This window comes from Parabacteroides sp. CT06, from assembly GCF_002257605.1.
Classification (GTDB): domain Bacteria; phylum Bacteroidota; class Bacteroidia; order Bacteroidales; family Tannerellaceae; genus Parabacteroides; species Parabacteroides distasonis.
Genome location: NZ_CP022754.1, coordinates 3129463 through 3143143 on the forward strand (window position 1 = coordinate 3129463; position 13681 = coordinate 3143143).

Below are 13681 nucleotides of genomic sequence, written 5' to 3' on the forward strand. Positions count from 1 at the left end.
AGAGTTGTATCATCATCCGATTAAGAACCTACCTAACCGAGTTTTCAATATGTAATGTGATATAAAAAGAGATAATGCCAATGTAATAACAAACCCTATCCAAGGTAAAAACACAGGATCTATTTTATTTAATCCACCCATTTGATAGTAAATAATCTTTAATATAAACTGCTGACATATATATACCCCAAAGCAAAGTCCACTCAATTTTATCATAATCCCATTGAGCTTGATACGACTTTCTTTAAACAACCAATTAATTCCACTAAATATCATCAGCATCCCAAACAAGCTATAGCATAGAGTAAAAAACTTCATATATAAAACATGAAACAGTTTATTAAAAATATTAACATTCAATAATTTCACTACCAAATAATTATTAATTACATTAAATATAACAAACGAAATAAGATATAATATACCAAACGAAACAAAGCTTCTTTTAGTAAAGAAACGTCTCACACCCCATGAATACCGCTTGATGCAATAACCTATATAAAAAAACAGAGAGTAGTACATTGAATTACTCATACGAAAAGGTAGAGGAATAAATGAACATAAAGCGACCAATGCCAGTAATGGTAATACTACTTTATATGACACTTTCAATCTCTCTATAAGATAAATTTCAGTGAAACACCAAAACAACATTGGCAGGAACCAAAGATGTCCTGTACCACACATTATAGAATAGGATATTTCATAAACCGGTTTACTTAAATCATAAAACACCGTATAATATATCACTCCGAAAAAGAAACAGGGTAACAATAACCGCTTTGCTTTTTTGAGTATTGTATTCTTAAAACAAATAATGCCTATACCATTCTTTTGGACTTGAAAACCGAATAGATACCCTGAAATAAAAACAAAGGTTTCAAGCATAAAACTATATGAAGTTTTAGCTATCCACCAATATATCGGTATCAGTGGATAGTCCTTGGGAACTTCCCAAGCTCCACTAAAAATGCAAAAAGAATGATATAGTACCAAAAGCACTATCAGTGATAAGCGAAGAACAACTACATCTTCTAAATATACTTTACGTTTTAAATTTATAGAGTCCATCATCTATTCTTCCACCCTTTATACCACTCTACCGTTTCCTTCACCCCTTCCATAATGTCCTTGCAAGGCTTATATCCTATTTCGGTTTGCAGCAAAGCAGTATCCGCATTTGTTTGATACACATCTCCTGGTTGCATAGGAAGGAACTCTTTTTGCGCTTCATAGCCACAAGCGGTTTCAATAGCAGTAATGAAATCCATCAATTTAACTGGTTTAGAATTACCTATATTATAAATCCGATAGGGTGCTATAGATGTGGCTGGGTCAGGAGTAACCGCATTCCATTTGGGATTGGGCGTTGCTGTATGATCGAGCACTCGGATCACTCCCTCCACAATGTCATCTACATAGGTAAAGTCACGTAACATGTCACCATGGTTGAACACCTTGATAGGGCGATCAGCCAAGATTGCGTCCGTAAAAAGGAAAGGTGACATATCGGGACGACCCCACGGACCATAGACTGTGAAAAAGCGAAGCCCTGTCGAGGGAATACCATACAAATGGCTGTAGGCATGTGCCATCAGCTCATTGCTCTTCTTCGTAGCCGCATAGAGGCTGACGGGATGAGCAATACTGTCGTGCTCGGAGAAGGGCACCTTGCCGTTCAGTCCATAGACACTGCTGGAAGATGCATATACCAAATGCGAAATGTGGTGATGGCGGCATCCCTCCAAGATATTTAGAAAGCCGTCGAGGTTACTGCCAACATAGGTTTGAGGGTTAGTGATGGAATAGCGTACACCTGCTTGGGCGGCTAAGTTGATCACCTTGTTGAACCCCTCATTAGCAAACAACATCCGCATTGCCTGCATATCTTCCAAATTCATTCGAATAAAACGATAATGAGGATAGCGATCACTTTGCGTAAACTTATACCAATCTACCGACTCCCGGTTAATCCCAGTCTCCGTCAATCTCCCGTATTTAAGATTAACATCATAGTAATCGTTAATATTATCCAAACCAACTACCTCATCACCTCTTTCCAACAAGCGCCTCACGGTATGAAAACCTATGAAACCTGCCGCTCCTGTTACCAATATTTTCATATCACAATGATTCTCTCAAGGCTGTTAATATATTTCGTAAGCCCTCCTTTCAAGGTATCTCCTTTTTGAGCACTTTACCGTACCCTAAACCGCATTCTGTTAAAAATAAATCCTGATTTTACCATTGGCCATCGGCCAATGAGATCTTATCGGGGATTAAATCCGGATAATCCCTACAACGACGACTCCCGCTTACCTCGATCCAGCTTTTTCTGAAGAGCCGCAGCCTTGCGCTCCGCCAACTTCCGGAGCTTACGTTCTCCTGTCAATTGGATTTCCGGGTCAGCTCATCTTCATGCCGCAGTTCGGCCAGAGCAAGATCCATATAACGATTGCGTAAAGTATCCGCACACGACTTTATCAAATCTATGTATTCTTCCCTTGTTTTCATGCCAATCTACACAATATCCCGTATTTACCGCAAATTTCCGGAGAGTCTCAATTTGGCCTCCCTTGCGATATGTTGTTCCCGCAAGCACTTGAGAGCCCCATCTATTTAATTCTTCCTTTAATCCCTCCTGAAAATATCCCGCGTATAAACCTTCCCCTCTACGTCATCCAAGCAACTATCATAGCGGTTGGCGATGATGGCGTGACTCATCTCCTTAAACTTGGCGAGGTCGTTCACCACAGTACTACCGAAGAACGAGCTGCCATCCTCCAATGTCGGCTCATAAACGATTACCCTAGCCCCTTTCGCCTTGATACGCTTCATCACGCCTTGGATAGAGGACTGGCGGAAATTGTCGCTGTTCGATTTCATCGTCAAGCGATAAACACCGATCACGCAATCCTTCTCCTCCGAACTTAGGAAGTCGTTCCGGTCGCTGTAACCATAATAGCCGGCCTTGCGCAATACCTGATCCGCAATGAAGTCTTTCCGTGTACGGTTGCTCTCCACGATGGCGGTCATCATGTTCTGGGGTATGTCTTGGTAATTGGCCAAAAGCTGTTTCGTATCCTTGGGAAGACAATAACCTCCATATCCAAAGCTGGGGTTGTTATAATGCGTGCCGATTCGTGGATCCAGACCTACACCTTGAATGATCGCTTGCGAATCCAATCCCTTCACCTCCGCATAGGTATCCAACTCGTTGAAATAGCTTACTCGCAAAGCCAGATAGGTATTGGCAAACAATTTCACGGCCTCCGCCTCTTTCATTCCCATGAACAGGGTGGGGATCTCCTGTTTGATGGCTCCTTCCTGTAATAGGGCGGCAAATGTCCGTGCCGCTTCTTCCAATGAGGGCATATCAGCGATCTTGTTGATCGCTTCGTTCTCCGCATTAAATTGATCGTCTGCGATCAACTTTGGAATACCCACAATGATACGGCTGGGGTACAGATTATCGTAAAGAGCTTTACTCTCACGCAGGAACTCGGGAGAGAACAGTAAATTCAACTTTCGTACCCCTTTTTGGGCATATCGCAAATAAAGACTCCGGCAATAACCCACGGGAATGGTGGATTTGATCACTATCACGGCATTAGGATTGACACGCAACACCAAGTCGATCACATCCTCTATGTGATGCGTATCGAAGTAATTCTTCACCGGATCATAGTTCGTGGGAGCCGCAATAACAATGAAATCGACCTCCCGATATGCAGAGGCTCCATCTAACGTTGCCGTAAGATTTAACTTCTTATTTTTCAAGCACTTTTCTATATATTCATCCTGTATGGGAGACCGCTTGCGGTTGAGCATCTCTACCTTTTCAGGAATGACATCCACCGCTATTACTTGATGATGTTGCGCCAACAAAGTAGCAATACTTAGTCCTACATAACCTGTCCCGGCTACGGCTATCTTGATTTCTTTATTCATATTGATTGTTTTTCCGTTAGCATCAAACACTTTTCATCTCTGATTTTCAAAAAAGATGAAGCATTTACAAAAATTCAATTGACACGCTTCATATATAGCTTATGTCCACACGCCCTATGGACAATTACTCCCCCATAAAATCCTTGACCACTCATCTGTGACCATTTCAAATACATTTTCTTTTATAAACTCACGGATAATGCGCAATTGTTTATCTCTCAAATCCACAGCCTCTCATCCACCTTCCCATAAATCGCATCCAGCCGTTTCAACTCTTTAAGTGAATATTTTTCCTTGGGCATAAGGCGTATATAGCCGATATGCTCCACGTTCGAACGAAGGGGCAACAGCAAGAAGAGACGCCCCATACGGGAGATATCATTGACAAGCGATTGATATTGCTTTATAGTCTCGTGAGGCACATCGTCCCATATCGTATTCACCAACACCGTGGAACGACTGGTATCGAACATCAAATCTTTTTGACGTTGTTTTTTGTCATCAGTCAGGTATATGTTCTCCAATGTCCGTTGCGCCTCTATATAATATAAGGTAAAGACAACGTATGCGCTCAGCTGGGCACATGGCTCTGAATCCGTAATATTCGATTGGAGCAAATGGTACGTCATACGCCATGCCGCATCATCACAAAGCAGTTCTTCCTGCAGTTCCGGACTCGCGATGGCCTCATCAAAACTGTGTTCCTGCGCATAGCGCATGGAAGGAATGAAGAAATGAAGCATACGGGCCAGCAGGGGCTTGTCTGTATCCAACTGCTTCCTTAACCCAATCAGGTTATCCTTCAAGATACACCGATTCTCGTCCAGTGCCCGCGGATGCGTATAATAATAGATATGACTGAACTCATGAATCAAAATGAAGGAGGTCTGGTATTCCGCCACAATCTCGCAAAACCGTATATCTTCTTTCCGTACTATTTCATACAGATCATCGATATCCCTATTCAACAAGTCGAGAAGCTCTTCGGCCTTGCCATACATGTTTTTACGAATCGCAAGATGATAGAGCAGGAAATGGTGTATGGCCTTGCTTCCCTCCTGCTTATGCAGGGTCGCTATGTTGAACAAAGTCAGCAAGGTTTGGAAACGGGGATTAAACACAACCTCTTGCGTGTCCAACTCGATGACCGGGGTCATTGAACCGTTTTCGTCCTCTCTCAGCACAATGTGAGTGCCTTGCTCCCGATTGTAAATCTCGGTAATTTGCTCATATTGGGACTTATTCCTCATCAGCTTCGGCGTCGACTATTTCCAAGGCATCATCAATGGAAATATTTTCTTGCGTGGTAAAACGAGACTTATAGGTTAGAGTCGTATCCCCCACACTCTCCTTCAATATCTGTAAAACATCCTCTATGAGCAATGACGGACAACCGATCTCCAACACCCATGAATTGCCACGCGCATCGAAATGTTTAACCAATTTCTGCCGCATGCTGACATATCCCAACTCCATATAAGATCTCAATAAGTTTTGAATCTCTTCGGGAATTTGATCGTAGCGGATATGTATATATACATCCATGCCACCTTCCGCATGGCGTTCTATCCGGGTATCCACAAACGATTCACCTTCCAGAATTGGCAGCGGCCTGTTATTGCGCTCCTTATTCCATAGTGAGAGGTTAGCCGTGATATGATAATACAAGGTATTGGGTTTGAGCTTTCGCCCTCTCATTTCCGGGGCAAGGCAAGCGATAGAGCCATAAAAGGCATTCGTAGTGAAAACCTTAGAGTCGATATCCTCATTCACATAGATGGGCCTGATTACCCGGTCGGCTACGTCGAAAGGTTTCTTACAAGTGGCAAGAAGCCCCAAATAGTATTCCAACTTCTTCTCATCGCCGCCAAGATAACCCAGCAACGACTCACGAGATGATATCTGACTATTATCCATCACGATTTACCTGTTTTTTCAATATTTTTCAATAGGGCGAGCCCTTCGTTTCAACATTTTTAGATACTCTTTTTCGAGAATATGTATCAGACTATATTCGCTTCGTCATCCGGATGAAATGAGTGAGAATAAACATCAGTAACACTAAAAACTTTCGAATATGAACGAAACGACATTCCGAATCCGCCCTTACTCCAAACGAGAGCTGGCGAGACTTTATTTCCCAGAGACCGCAAACATTGATTCCGCCGTGTCAAACCTACGCCTGTGGATACTTCGCAATAGCGAGGTCATGGAAAAACTCCATGCGGCGGGCTATCGCATACACAGCAAAATCTTCACGCCAAAGCAGGTGCGCATCCTTGTGGAAACTTTCGGCGAGCCGTAAACGAACGTATCGCAACGGAAGCGAATGTATCACCATCCGGCAACACCCCGATCTGCTACCTTCGCTTCCGTAAGTCTGATAGCTCTGAAAGATGATACATCTTACAACGATAAGATCATACATCTTACAACGACAAGATGACACATCTTCCGTACGAAGATAATACATCTTTATCAGACTACAAACACGGCCGTGGTGAAAATGTTTTTTTTATTAACAACTTAAATTTTTAAACGTATGATCAACTGTAGTATCGTAATGAGACCCAATCCTTTGAAGAAGGAAGAGCCCAAGAAAGCTTATGCTTGCGTCCAAACCTCCAAGAAAATGAATATCAACCAATTCGCGGAACACATCTCCAGCCATGGCTGTGTCTATAGCCGTGCGGATATCGCGGCGATACTCACGATGGCTGTGGACTGCATGCGCGAGAATCTCTTGGATGGAGTACTCATCAAATTAGGAGACTTGGGCGACTTTGCTCCCGCCTTGAAAAGTATCGGGGCGGAAACAGCCGCCGACTTCAAAACAGACACCCATATCGTGGGGGTCTCGGTAAACTGGACTCCCGGCGAGCGTTTCGCCAATTTGTTGAATGAAGCTACATTTAATGTGGTTCCCTCTCGCAAGACTGCCCGTAAGCTCTTGAAGGCGATCAAGGCCGGAGAGACAACGGTAGATCTTACCGACAAGGAGAATACGGACTCTGAAAGCCCCGATGAAATTTGAAAATCGGATTATTCCCAATAATCATAAAGACATATATAAAATGAAAACAAGTTCCAAATAAATATAGATAAATCATCTATATATCAATAATTTATATACGAGTTTTTATTTTCAGTTGTTTTCTACGTTTTCTGTTGCTTTGCTCTTTTTAGGTGCATTTTTGTTTCTTGTTTGTTTCTTGATTACGTTTTTTATTTGTACCTTTGTGATAGGAAATAACGAATAAAAGGACACAAATATGCCAAGGACCAGAAAGCCAATAAAAGTAAAGGAGCCGATTCGTCTTCGGACGAAGGAGTTGGCCAATGGCAGCAAGAGTTTGTATCTGGATATATACCGAAATGGTAAGCGGACATACGAGTATTTGAAAATGTATCTTATTCCGGAAACGGATCGTAATGCCCGCCAACAGAACGAAACGACAATGGCTGCCGCAAATGCAATCAAATCGAAGCGTATCATAGAGTTGACAAGTGGTGAAGCCGGTATCATGAATCACAAGGATAAGGTTTATCTGCTGGACTGGATGCAACTCTATAAAGAGGAACAGAAGAAACGTGGTAAGAAAAACATAGGCCAGATAAAATCTGTTACCGGTATCTTGAAAGAGTATGCAGGAGAAAGATTCACATTAAATCAGATTGACCTCACTTTTTGCCACGGCTATATCGACTATATGCTGACAAACTACCGTCCCAAAGGAAAACCCATCTCGGCTTCTACGCGTAATACCTATTACCAGATTTTCAACGGTGCGTTAAATGCCGCTGTCCGTGCGAAACGGATCTTAAAGAATCCATTCAACGAAATGGAAAAATCGGAGAAGCCCAAGATGCCGGAAAGTGTGCGTTCGTATATGACTATTGAAGAAGTGAGATCATTAATCGCTACACCAATGCAGAACGAAGGGGTAAAAAGTGCCTACCTGTTCTCCTGCTTCTGTGGACTACGTATCAGTGACATTATCGGATTGCAATGGAAAGATGTGTTTATTGACAACGGCCAATACCGCTTGGCAGTAGCCATGCAGAAGACGAAAGAACCGATTTACCTTCCGCTCTCCAATGAAGCGTTGAAGTGGATGCCGGAACGTGGGGACAAGACAGCAGACGACCATGTGTTCGATTTGCCTTCAGGTATCAACCAACTTATCAAACCGTGGGCCAAAGCCGCCGGAATTTCCAAGCGATTCACCTTTCACACCGCCCGCCACACGTTCGCCACAATGATGCTGACATTGGGGGCCGATTTGTACACTGTATCTAAATTGCTCGGTCATACATCTGTAAAGATGACCCAAGTGTATGCCAAAATCGTCAATAAGAAAAAAGACGATGCAGTAAATCTGACCAACGGTTTATTCGATTAACAATGCAATGAACATCAGATATGTAATCACTTATAAGGGTGTTGTTCCGACAGGATTCTCTTATCGGAGCAACACTCTTATAATATATCATATAAATCCAATTTAAAATATTTCATCATGAAAAGACCTAACAATGGCCCTCTCTCTTTTTGGAGGGAAAAAACATCTGCACCATTTTGTTGCAGAACAGGATGTAGCGAAAGAATTATTCGCATTGCTCGTTGAAGCAAAAACAATGTATCTCCGTGATGTCGTGACGGGCAATAAGCAGTACTACCGTTACGTGGAGGATTTCGTAAACAGCCACCGGTATATCGACTGTGACCATGCGGTCTGCCGGAACTGCCATGAAATGAACATTCATATCGTCAAGGGGCTATTAAACGATTGCTCCCATCTTATCCGAGCATTTTTTACCGAAGCAGACTTCTCGTTCGAGAAGTGTATGGAACTGAAACGAACGTATGATACGTTTGTGCCACCATCACAGTCCGTCACGTGCTGCAAAGATGGACCGACAAGAATTTATCCTCTTTCTTTTGGATGCAATCTCACTCGTAAACAGATGATAGGTATTACAGCTTGTGCCAATGCTTATCATCTGTTTTGCGTTTCTACCCTACACGTTGAAGATATGGAAGCTCTGCTTTCCTGTAAAGAAGGATTCTGTATTCGTGTAAACAATATCCGCCATGTGGCCATCCTGTTTGATACACTCCTTGAGCACTCGTTTATCCAAGCCAAATGGCAGTCCGTTCTCAGTAATGGGCGGTTCTTGCAAACCAAGGATGGAAAAGGATTCGTTTCAGCTTCAAGCCTTTCATCCGCTCTGTCTGCCTTGCGTAACAACATGACATCAACAGGTTACGGTATCAGACGAGCCATTGATGAACTGAGAGAGTGGTAAGAAGTGCCAATAAGCGAAGTATGTGAAAGGTAAAAGCGTGACAGTTGCCGTGATACGTGGTTACTATCACGGTACAAACTCACGCTGACCTTTTGGGTTGCCCTATCTTTGACCTCCGTTAGCGCGCTACATAACGGAGGATATACTTCATTGTCTAAATTTATAATAACTCATTTATGCAAAATAATAGATTGACATTCATGGAACGGCTGAGTGAACGGCTTACAAGCGTCGAAGCCATCCTAAAGAAATTAGATCCGATAGAAAGTCTGTTGGAACGCATCGCATTGCTGGAAAAAAATATATATACCACCAAACAGGTGTTTACCTTCCAAGAGGCTTGTATGTATATCGGAATATCCGAGAGTATGCTGTACAAGCTAACATCAGGCAAGGAGATTCCGCACTACAAGCCACGTGGCAAAATGATATATTTCGCCAAAGAAGATCTGGACGAATGGCTTTTGCAGAATTATGAACCAACCGTAGATGAAGCAGCACGTATGGCAAACGAGGCCGCTGCCACACAACCTTTCTTTAATCAAAGACGCCATGGAAAACGAAAGAAGAACTGAATATAATGTGGATATGAGGCCGGAGGAGGATTTCTTATCGGATATCCTCTCCGCCTCGCAGATTCGGGCGACGGATACCTATGAAACGCCGCCACAGATTATCTGGATAGACAACTCGACCATTGCTACGCTCGGCAACTTCAGCGCATCAACCGGCAAGGCGAAATCAAAAAAAACATTTAACGTTTCGGCCATTGTCGCTGCATCGCTGGCAGGGAAACAAGTGCTGAACTACCGGGCGCACCTCCCGGAAGGTAAACGCAAGATTCTGTACGTGGACACGGAGCAGAGCCGCTTCCATTGTCATAATGTACTGGAACGCATCTTGCGGCTTGCCGGACTGCCCACTACAACCGACAGTGAAAACCTCGACTTTATTTGCTTGCGCGAATACTCTCCGGCCATACGCATTGGGGTCATCGACTACGCCTTACGTCAAAGAAAAGGATACGGACTTGTTATCATCGACGGTATCCGTGACCTGATGCTTGACATAAACAGTACCGGTGAGTCCGTGGAAGTCATTAACAAGATGATGGAATGGTCATCAAAGTATGACCTGCATATCCACTGTGTGCTACACTTGAATAAAGGAGATAACAATGTGCGCGGGCATATCGGTACGGAAATGAGCAACAAGGCGGAGACTGTACTGGTCATCAGCAAAAACAACGATTGTCCCAACGTCAGCGAAGTTCATGCGTTACACATCCGTGAGAAAGAGTTTAAACCTTTTGCTTTCACTGTCAATGAGGGCGGGCTCCCGGTTCTCGCAGAAGGGCATTTGTTTGAGAATGCCCCACATCAGAAACCGAAACAGCGGACGGGTTTTATGGAACTAAGCATCGAACAGCACCGTGAAGCCCTTTCCGCTGCATTTGGAGATAAACCCATCCGTGGGTTTGAAAATATGCTGCAAGCCATGATGACTGCTTACGAGGCAATCGGGTTTAAGCGTGGGAGAAACGTAATGGTCAAACTGCTGCAATATCTGACTGACACCTTAAAACTGGTTATCAAACGAGATAAACTTTTTTATTATGACATGACACAGGCAGAAACCATGCTTTTCGATGAAGAATGAGAGCGGGCGCGGGCCTATATAATTCAGTTTAATTTAGTATTTATATATATAGGGGCGCAAACTAAACTAAACCGCTTTTGTACAAAACAAGTGAAAAGAAATTTAATATGACCATAGACGAAGCAAAACGAGTGCGTATCGTGGACTTTTTGGCCCAGCTCGGCCACCGTGCGCAGTATATGAAATCAGAGCAATATTGGTATCTTTCGCCTCTCAGGAAAGAGGTGACGCCATCGTTCAAAGTCAATGACCGGCTGAATGAATGGTATGATTTTGGCGAGGCCACCGGAGGCGACCTTGTGGAACTGGGTAAGTACCTTTGCGGAACTAAAAGTGTGAGTGAAGCATTAGCATACATCAAACGGTATGTCAATGGTGTGTCGCTGCCGAAAACCCGGGCGTTGCCCGCAACCTCTCGACCAGTGGAAGCCGACATGAAGAATTTGATTATCGTGCCGCTGCGACACCACGCACTGCTCTCATATCTCCATTCACGTATGATTGATTCGGATATCGGACGAATGTTCTGCAAGGAAGTCCATTACGAACTGCGCCAGAGACGTTACTTTGCACTGGCCTTTGGCAATATATCCGGTGGATACGAGGTACGAAACCCTTATTACAAAGGATGTATCAAGAACAAGGACATTTCCTTGATACCCCAATCGCGTGGTGAGGCACAGAGCCGTGTCTGCCTATTTGAAGGATTCATGGACTTTCTGTCCTATCTAACCCTAAAACAGACGGACGATAGTGCCATTTGCATTAATGCCCCCTGTGACTACCTTGTTATGAACTCGGTCAGTAATCTGAAAAGGACATTGACGTATTTGCAAAAATACACGTATATTCACTGTTACCTTGACAATGACCTTGCCGGACAAAAGACAGTGGAAACCATAGCCGGGATGTATGGCAGATGCGTCTATAACGAATCAAACTGTTATGCCGGTTACAAAGACCTGAACGACTACTTACGTGGGAAGAAACAATGAACAACCCGCTCCCTAAGCCCTCCTTCATCACGGAGGGCTTTTTTTATATCCCGACTTTTCCTGTTTTCTTATCCAAAATCATATTTGAATATGATTTTGAAATATGATTTTTGGATTTTGAAAAAATATTATATTGAAACGATACGTTTTATAATCAATAATTTTATCTTTCAAATTATCCATTCTTATTTTGCACACACAACCAAATATAAAAATCATATTATACAAAAATATATGAAATCATATTTTATTTTCACCATTGTCCTGACGGTTGCCTATCTCGTCTATTATGCAGTTATCATCGTGCAGGACCTTTATGGAAAAAAAGGAAATGGCAAGCCGGAAGAAGAGGTATTTGACCTCGGTGCGCCAGAAGATGAACAGAGTGTGTACGTGACGGAGAGCGATACGGGATTCAATGTGGGTAATGAGAAATATGAAACAGATGTTGCCCCTACCGCTTCGCCTGCACCACAGGAGACGGAAACCGCAGACAATAATGGCGAGATAGCCGTGGCGGAGAAGCTAAAACGCCTGAAAGCCCAAGCGGAGGAACAGATGGAAGAAACCGAGACCTACCTGTCGGACGCATACACGGCAGACGAACTATACAAAGCAATGCTTGCCAAAGGAAAGACGGGCAACCGTCCGAAACTGGTATGGAAACCTCTCAAAGACCGATTGTAAAATGTCGAAAGCAAAAAAAATATTATGTGCACTGTGCTTTGTCCCTTATGCGGCATTCGCCAAAAGTGGCAGCGTAAACTACAGTTGGGGTGCAGACGCACTGGCAACGATGCACGACTTCGTGGTGACGATGATGCTGTACGTGCTGTACATCTGCTACGCTGTCGCCTCGGTTTTCGTAGTCGTTGCCGCGCTCCAGATCTATATCAAAATGAACACAGGCGAGGACGGCGTGGTGAAGTCTATCGTATCACTTGTCGGTGCGTGCCTCTTCATCACTGGAGCTTCAATCGTGTTCCCTGCTTTCTTCGGCTACCGCATATAGGTGGCTGACAGAAGTGTAAAATAAATTCAAAAAACAAGAGTACCACAAAAATGTAATAAATATGTTTCAGAAATTCAAAAGAATGTGCCGAAAGGCAAAGAAAACCATCATGCAAGTTTCCACCAAAGTAAGAATGTTAATCATTGCCCTGTTGGGAGGCATACCTGCTATGGCTCAAAGTACGGCAGGTGATTACTCGGCCGGTACGACAGCTCTATCAACCGTAGCGGAGGAAATCGTGAAATACGTTCCTGTCATGGTCAAACTCTGCTATGCCATTGCTGGTGTCGTGGCCATCATCGGAGCCATTTCGGTGTATATCGCCATGAACAACGAGGAACAGGATGTCAAGAAGAAGATCATGATGGTAGTTGGGGCGTGCCTTTTTCTGATTGCGGCGGCCCAAGCATTACCTCTATTCTTCGGAATTAACGCATAAACAGTCAGGAAATGATTAGTGACGGACGTTATCCGGATTATCCGCTGTTCAAGGGGTTACAACGGCCTTTGGAGCTGATGGGATTACAAGGCCGCTACATCTATTGGGCGGCAGGCGTGGCTGGTGGAGCCATTGTGGGCTTTATCGCCGCCTACTGTCTTATGGGCTTTGTGGCCGGACTGGTCGTATTGGCAACTGTCTTATCTGCGGGAATCGTGCTTATCATCCTCAAACAGCGAAAAGGGCTGCACAGCAAAAATGTAAAACGTGGAGTGTATGTGTATGCCTATTCGCACAAAGTATGACTATAAGAAA

Annotated in this window: 16 protein-coding genes; 11 read left to right on the top strand and 5 right to left on the bottom strand. The window is 43.6% G+C overall.

Going from position 1 to position 13681, the window contains the following annotated elements:
• Nucleotides 1-12 precede the first annotated feature (12 nt).
• From CI960_RS13535 to CI960_RS13555, 5 genes are all read right to left on the bottom strand, one after another.
• Nucleotides 13-1074, bottom strand: a complete 1062-nt coding sequence (locus CI960_RS13535) for an acyltransferase family protein (protein WP_005854924.1) — start codon at nucleotides 1072-1074, stop codon at nucleotides 13-15.
• Nucleotides 1071-2123 (bottom strand): NAD-dependent epimerase, encoded by a 1053-nt coding sequence (locus CI960_RS13540; protein WP_005854922.1) that lies wholly within the window; start codon nucleotides 2121-2123, stop codon nucleotides 1071-1073. Before CI960_RS13540 ends, CI960_RS13535 begins: the two co-directional genes overlap by 4 nt.
• A 508-nt stretch (nucleotides 2124-2631) precedes the next feature.
• Nucleotides 2632-3951: a nucleotide sugar dehydrogenase gene (locus CI960_RS13545; RefSeq protein WP_005854921.1), complete on the bottom strand. Its 1320-nt coding sequence runs from the start codon at nucleotides 3949-3951 to the stop codon at nucleotides 2632-2634.
• Nucleotides 3952-4169: 218 nt separating this feature from the next.
• Nucleotides 4170-5201 (bottom strand): hypothetical protein, encoded by a 1032-nt coding sequence (locus CI960_RS13550; RefSeq protein WP_094582390.1) that lies wholly within the window; start codon nucleotides 5199-5201, stop codon nucleotides 4170-4172.
• Entirely contained in the window at nucleotides 5191-5868 is a 678-nt protein-coding gene (locus CI960_RS13555) for a hypothetical protein (RefSeq protein WP_005854917.1), read from the bottom strand. Before CI960_RS13555 ends, CI960_RS13550 begins: the two co-directional genes overlap by 11 nt.
• 160 nt (nucleotides 5869-6028) lie before the next feature.
• Here CI960_RS13555 and CI960_RS13560 point away from each other — a divergent pair, with 160 nt between their 5' ends.
• From CI960_RS13560 to CI960_RS13610, 11 genes are all read left to right on the top strand, one after another.
• Nucleotides 6029-6256: a DUF4248 domain-containing protein gene (locus CI960_RS13560; protein ID WP_005854915.1), complete on the top strand. Its 228-nt coding sequence runs from the start codon at nucleotides 6029-6031 to the stop codon at nucleotides 6254-6256.
• Nucleotides 6257-6493: 237 nt separating this feature from the next.
• A complete protein-coding gene (locus tag CI960_RS13565) occupies nucleotides 6494-6985 on the top strand; it encodes a DNA-binding protein (protein ID WP_005854913.1) in 492 nt (163 codons plus the stop codon).
• 238 nt (nucleotides 6986-7223) lie between these two features.
• Nucleotides 7224-8354, top strand: coding sequence for a site-specific integrase (locus CI960_RS13570; RefSeq protein WP_005777415.1), 1131 nt, complete (start codon nucleotides 7224-7226; stop codon nucleotides 8352-8354).
• A 133-nt stretch (nucleotides 8355-8487) separates the two neighbouring features.
• The gene (locus CI960_RS13575) at nucleotides 8488-9261 is read left to right on the top strand and encodes a hypothetical protein (RefSeq protein ID WP_004322055.1); all 774 of its coding nucleotides are present in this window, start codon (nucleotides 8488-8490) and stop codon (nucleotides 9259-9261) included.
• Between the two features lie 176 nt (nucleotides 9262-9437).
• The gene (locus CI960_RS13580; RefSeq protein ID WP_004322056.1) at nucleotides 9438-9836 is read left to right on the top strand and encodes a helix-turn-helix domain-containing protein; all 399 of its coding nucleotides are present in this window, start codon (nucleotides 9438-9440) and stop codon (nucleotides 9834-9836) included.
• On the top strand, nucleotides 9814-10920 hold the full coding sequence (locus CI960_RS13585) for an AAA family ATPase (RefSeq protein WP_004310190.1): 1107 nt from the start codon (nucleotides 9814-9816) through the stop codon (nucleotides 10918-10920). Before CI960_RS13580 ends, CI960_RS13585 begins: the two co-directional genes overlap by 23 nt.
• A 107-nt stretch (nucleotides 10921-11027) precedes the next feature.
• On the top strand, nucleotides 11028-11915 hold the full coding sequence (locus CI960_RS13590) for a toprim domain-containing protein (protein ID WP_004310189.1): 888 nt from the start codon (nucleotides 11028-11030) through the stop codon (nucleotides 11913-11915).
• 234 nt (nucleotides 11916-12149) lie between these two features.
• A complete protein-coding gene (locus CI960_RS13595) occupies nucleotides 12150-12602 on the top strand; it encodes a hypothetical protein (RefSeq protein WP_008640351.1) in 453 nt (150 codons plus the stop codon).
• A 1-nt stretch (nucleotide 12603) separates the two neighbouring features.
• Nucleotides 12604-12927 carry a DUF4134 family protein gene (locus CI960_RS13600; RefSeq protein WP_028728589.1) on the top strand — a complete coding sequence of 108 codons (324 nt, stop codon included), beginning with the start codon at nucleotides 12604-12606 and terminating at the stop codon, nucleotides 12925-12927.
• A gap of 61 nt (nucleotides 12928-12988) precedes the next feature.
• Complete coding sequence (locus tag CI960_RS13605) at nucleotides 12989-13366, top strand: DUF4134 domain-containing protein (protein WP_004322059.1); 378 nt, start codon at nucleotides 12989-12991, stop codon at nucleotides 13364-13366.
• Nucleotides 13367-13377: 11 nt separating this feature from the next.
• A complete protein-coding gene (locus CI960_RS13610; protein WP_004322060.1) occupies nucleotides 13378-13671 on the top strand; it encodes a hypothetical protein in 294 nt (97 codons plus the stop codon).
• Nucleotides 13672-13681: the final 10 nt, after the last annotated feature.

Coding starts and splice junctions, on each gene's coding strand:
- CI960_RS13580 (WP_004322056.1), top strand. CDS start 9,438: ATGCAAAATAATAGATTGACATTCATGGAACGGCTGAGTGAACGGCTT.
- CI960_RS13565 (WP_005854913.1), top strand. CDS start 6,494: ATGATCAACTGTAGTATCGTAATGAGACCCAATCCTTTGAAGAAGGAA.
- CI960_RS13570 (WP_005777415.1), top strand. CDS start 7,224: ATGCCAAGGACCAGAAAGCCAATAAAAGTAAAGGAGCCGATTCGTCTT.
- CI960_RS13550 (WP_094582390.1), bottom strand. CDS start 5,201: ATGAGGAATAAGTCCCAATATGAGCAAATTACCGAGATTTACAATCGG.
- CI960_RS13555 (WP_005854917.1), bottom strand. CDS start 5,868: ATGGATAATAGTCAGATATCATCTCGTGAGTCGTTGCTGGGTTATCTT.
- CI960_RS13590 (WP_004310189.1), top strand. CDS start 11,028: ATGACCATAGACGAAGCAAAACGAGTGCGTATCGTGGACTTTTTGGCC.
- CI960_RS13600 (WP_028728589.1), top strand. CDS start 12,604: ATGTCGAAAGCAAAAAAAATATTATGTGCACTGTGCTTTGTCCCTTAT.
- CI960_RS13610 (WP_004322060.1), top strand. CDS start 13,378: ATGATTAGTGACGGACGTTATCCGGATTATCCGCTGTTCAAGGGGTTA.
- CI960_RS13605 (WP_004322059.1), top strand. CDS start 12,989: ATGTTTCAGAAATTCAAAAGAATGTGCCGAAAGGCAAAGAAAACCATC.
- CI960_RS13595 (WP_008640351.1), top strand. CDS start 12,150: ATGAAATCATATTTTATTTTCACCATTGTCCTGACGGTTGCCTATCTC.
- CI960_RS13540 (WP_005854922.1), bottom strand. CDS start 2,123: ATGAAAATATTGGTAACAGGAGCGGCAGGTTTCATAGGTTTTCATACC.
- CI960_RS13585 (WP_004310190.1), top strand. CDS start 9,814: ATGGAAAACGAAAGAAGAACTGAATATAATGTGGATATGAGGCCGGAG.
- CI960_RS13575 (WP_004322055.1), top strand. CDS start 8,488: ATGGCCCTCTCTCTTTTTGGAGGGAAAAAACATCTGCACCATTTTGTT.
- CI960_RS13545 (WP_005854921.1), bottom strand. CDS start 3,951: ATGAATAAAGAAATCAAGATAGCCGTAGCCGGGACAGGTTATGTAGGA.
- CI960_RS13535 (WP_005854924.1), bottom strand. CDS start 1,074: ATGATGGACTCTATAAATTTAAAACGTAAAGTATATTTAGAAGATGTA.
- CI960_RS13560 (WP_005854915.1), top strand. CDS start 6,029: ATGAACGAAACGACATTCCGAATCCGCCCTTACTCCAAACGAGAGCTG.